Here is a 3,054-nt window from a genome sequence, read left to right on the forward strand (position 1 = left end):
GAGTAGCCGAAGGCCTTGGCCATGTCCCGGACCGCGGACCGCGGCCGGTAGGTGATCACGTTCGCGACCTGGGCGGCGTTCCGGCGCCCGTACTTGGTGTAGACCCACTGGATGACTTCCTCGCGACGGTCGGAGTCGAAGTCGACATCGATGTCCGGCTCCTCCTCCCGGGTCGAGGCGAGGAACCGTTCGAACGGCAGCTCGTACAGGATCGCGTCGACCGCGGTCACGCCGAGGGTGTAGACGACGGCGGAGTTCGCCGCCGACCCGCGCCCCTGACAGAGGATCCCCTGGGAGCGGGCGAAGGCGACGATGTCGTGCACGATCAGGAAATAGCCCGGGAAGTCACGCGCCTCGATCACCGCGAGTTCCTTCTCGAGCCGCTCGTAGGCGTCGGGGCGCTCTTCGCGGGTGCCGTACCGCTCGGCGGCACCTTCCATCACCAACTGCCGCAGCCACGACATGGGCGTGTGCCCGGCCGGGACCTCCTGTTTCGGCAACTTGGGTTTGGCCTTGCGGAGGTTGAACGCCAACTGGTCCGCCAGCTCCACCGACCGAGCGACCGCGCCGGGAAAGTTCCGGAACTTCTGAGCCATCTCCTCGCCCGAGTGCAGGAACGCTGTCGGGCCGGCCGGGAGCCAGCCGTCCATCTCGTCCAGCGACCGACGGGCCCGCACGGCGGCGAGGGCGGAAGCGAGTTTGTGGCGCCGCGGCGCCGCGTAATGGACGTTGCCAGTGGCCACGATCGGCAGGCCGGCGTCTCTAGCGAGGTCGGCCAGGGCGTGGTTGATGGTCGAGTCGGCGGGATAGCCGTGGTCGATCAGCTCGACCACGACCCGGTCCTTGCCGAACAGCGCCGTCAACCGGTCCAGCTCCCTGGCCGCGGCCAGGCTGTCGCCACGCTGCGAACCGCACAACGCTTGACGGACGAGGCCTTTGCGGCAGCCGGTCAGGATCAGCCAGTGGTCGCGGCCGCAGGCGGCCAGGTCTTCGAGGTCGTAGACCGGGCGGCCCTTCTCGGCGCCGGCCAGGTGCGCTTCGGTGATCGCGCCGGACAGCCGGTGATAGCCCTCCTGTCCCTCGGCGAGCACCAGCAGGTGGGAGCCTTCGGGGTCGGCGACCCCGTTCTGCGGCGAGGTCAGTCCCATCGAGAGTTCGGCGCCGAACACGGTCGCCATCTCGTAGGCGGCGGCGGTCTCGGCCAGCCGCGCGACACCGTAGAACCCGTCATGGTCTGTCAGGCCAACCGCGTGCAGGCCGTGCCGGACGGCTTCCTCGACCAGCTCCTCCGACGACGAGGCGCCGTCGAGGAAACTGAAGTTCGAGTGCGCGTGCAGCTCCGCGTACGGCGTCACCGGACCGGCCGGGCGCTGCGCCTTCTCGACCTGCGGCGGCGCGTACGGCGCCCGGTGCTGGGACCAGGCCGGGCTGTCGCCGCCGTCAGCCTCGACCGGGCGGCCGCCGTGCCCGTCCGGTCGGGAACGGTCCGATAGTGTCCGTTCCAGTTCAGACCACGGGATCGGCGGGTTGTTGTAGCCCACCGTCACCACCTCCCGTTCCCCGCGTGAATGGCCCTGTCCGGCCACCCAGACTCCAGTAGAACATACTTTCGATTGATGGCATCCTGGGATCATGTTCGGACGATTCAAGGTGCGCCCAGACACCGAAGCCGGCCAGTTCGGTGTGTGGGACGGAGCCAGCAACGGCTGGAGGGGCCGCGGGCTGCCCGAAGCCGCCGCACACCAGCTCGCGGCCGATCTGGAGCTGCAATACGACGCCCACGGCCCACGCCCTGCGGAAACCGTGCGGCGACTCGACGCGCCGCAGCCGGTCGACCGGGCCACGTGGGAGCCGGGTGGCCTGCTGGACGCGTGGGTGTTCAACAAACGCGACGGCGAGTGGATCGGCCGCGTCCGCCACGCCGACGGCACGACCAGCTGGCTCCGCAGCGCCGAACTCCGCATCCACAAACACCCACCGGCTAACCGTGAACATGTCCACGGCCTGATGGGTTTCTGTCGGCAGCCCCGGTGATCATCAGAGCAACGTGACGGTGATCGGCGGCGAGGCTGATGGCTCGGAACCAGCAGACGATCCGGCTGTCCGGAGGACCCGGCAACGGCCAGGTCTTCTACCTGGACGACTGGGAAGAACGCCGCTGTGCCGCCGAGCGGATGCATCGGTCGCCGAACGACGTGCAGGGCTGGGCACTCGGCTACCGCCCTGAGCGGCCAGGTTCGGACATCTGGGTCTGGACCGGGCGGTAGCCGCAGCATGCGTCGGGTCGCCAGCCGGGACCTGCCTTCTGTCGTGGGATTCATGACTCGACGCTGTGCGGGCATGCGCTCCGTCGGCAGTGGCGCGGGTCGCGGCTGGCGACAGCAATAGCTTGCCCCAGAGCGACGTGGCGGCGTGGCGGTTATCCACAAGTACGACGAAACAGCTATCTGTCCAAGCGGTCGACGTCGTTCGGGGTCAGGCCAACGCGAACCGTTGGGAGTAGGCGTTATCAAACTGTGCAGTATTCGTTGGTCTCGCACACGGCCGACCCGGCAACTCCATGTAGCGCGGGGTTGCTCAGGCCAGCTCGATGCGCTCGGCCACATAGTCCGTCGCTCGTTGCCAGGTGCTCGCGTCCCGGCTGCCGCTGCCCAGCGCAATCCGCACAAGGCCGGACGGTGGATCGTCGGCGGTCCTCTTCAGTTCGATGACCTCGTAGGCAGTGATGTCCGGTGCGTTGAGGGCGTCCTGTAGCGCCGGGAGCACAGCGAGAGCCAGATTGTCCAGATCCTTGCCCTGCGGTGGAGGAACCACTAGCAGGACTACCTTCAGCGGCACGCACAGCGAGGAGAGTATTGGGACCCGGGCAACCATGAGTTCCACGTCCTCGCGGACAGCCGCCTTGAACCTGCGCCCTTCGCCGCTGGCACTCGGCAGGCCCGGCAGGGGTAGCGTGAGCGGGCCCGAGAGCAGGATGTCTCGGTCGTCCGCCGCTATCTGGTCGAGCGCTTTGTAGATGTCGGTGAATGCTGGGTTGCCCGCGTGAGGGCGTGA

4 protein-coding genes are annotated in these 3,054 nt (G+C 68.2%); 2 read left to right on the forward strand and 2 right to left on the reverse strand.

Going from position 1 to position 3,054, the window contains the following annotated elements; all coding sequences use genetic code 11:
* Positions 1-1,541: PHP domain-containing protein (locus VFG33_RS08060; RefSeq protein ID WP_325024033.1), on the reverse strand; the 1,541-nt coding region annotated here is incomplete at its 3' end.
* Positions 1,542-1,632: 91 nt separating this feature from the next.
* Here VFG33_RS08060 and VFG33_RS08065 point away from each other — a divergent pair.
* Together VFG33_RS08065 and VFG33_RS08070 are read left to right on the forward strand one after the other, a co-directional pair.
* A complete protein-coding gene (locus tag VFG33_RS08065) occupies positions 1,633-2,034 on the forward strand; it encodes a hypothetical protein (protein ID WP_325024035.1) in 402 nt (133 codons plus the stop codon).
* Between the two features lie 38 nt (positions 2,035-2,072).
* Positions 2,073-2,267, forward strand: coding sequence for a hypothetical protein (locus tag VFG33_RS08070; RefSeq protein WP_325024036.1), 195 nt, complete (start codon positions 2,073-2,075; stop codon positions 2,265-2,267).
* A 310-nt stretch (positions 2,268-2,577) separates the two neighbouring features.
* On the opposite strand, the gene VFG33_RS08075 is transcribed toward VFG33_RS08070, so the two are convergent.
* On the reverse strand, positions 2,578-3,054 hold a 477-nt coding region (locus VFG33_RS08075), incomplete at its 5' end, for a hypothetical protein (RefSeq protein ID WP_325024038.1).

This window comes from Kribbella sp. (assembly GCF_035687465.1).
Taxonomy (GTDB): domain Bacteria; phylum Actinomycetota; class Actinomycetes; order Propionibacteriales; family Kribbellaceae; genus Kribbella.

Excerpts from the sequence above, each read along its gene's own strand:
- VFG33_RS08065 (WP_325024035.1), top strand. The coding sequence starts at position 1,633 with ATGTTCGGACGATTCAAGGTGCGCCCAGACACCGAAGCCGGCCAGTTC.
- VFG33_RS08070 (WP_325024036.1), top strand. The coding sequence starts at position 2,073 with ATGGCTCGGAACCAGCAGACGATCCGGCTGTCCGGAGGACCCGGCAAC.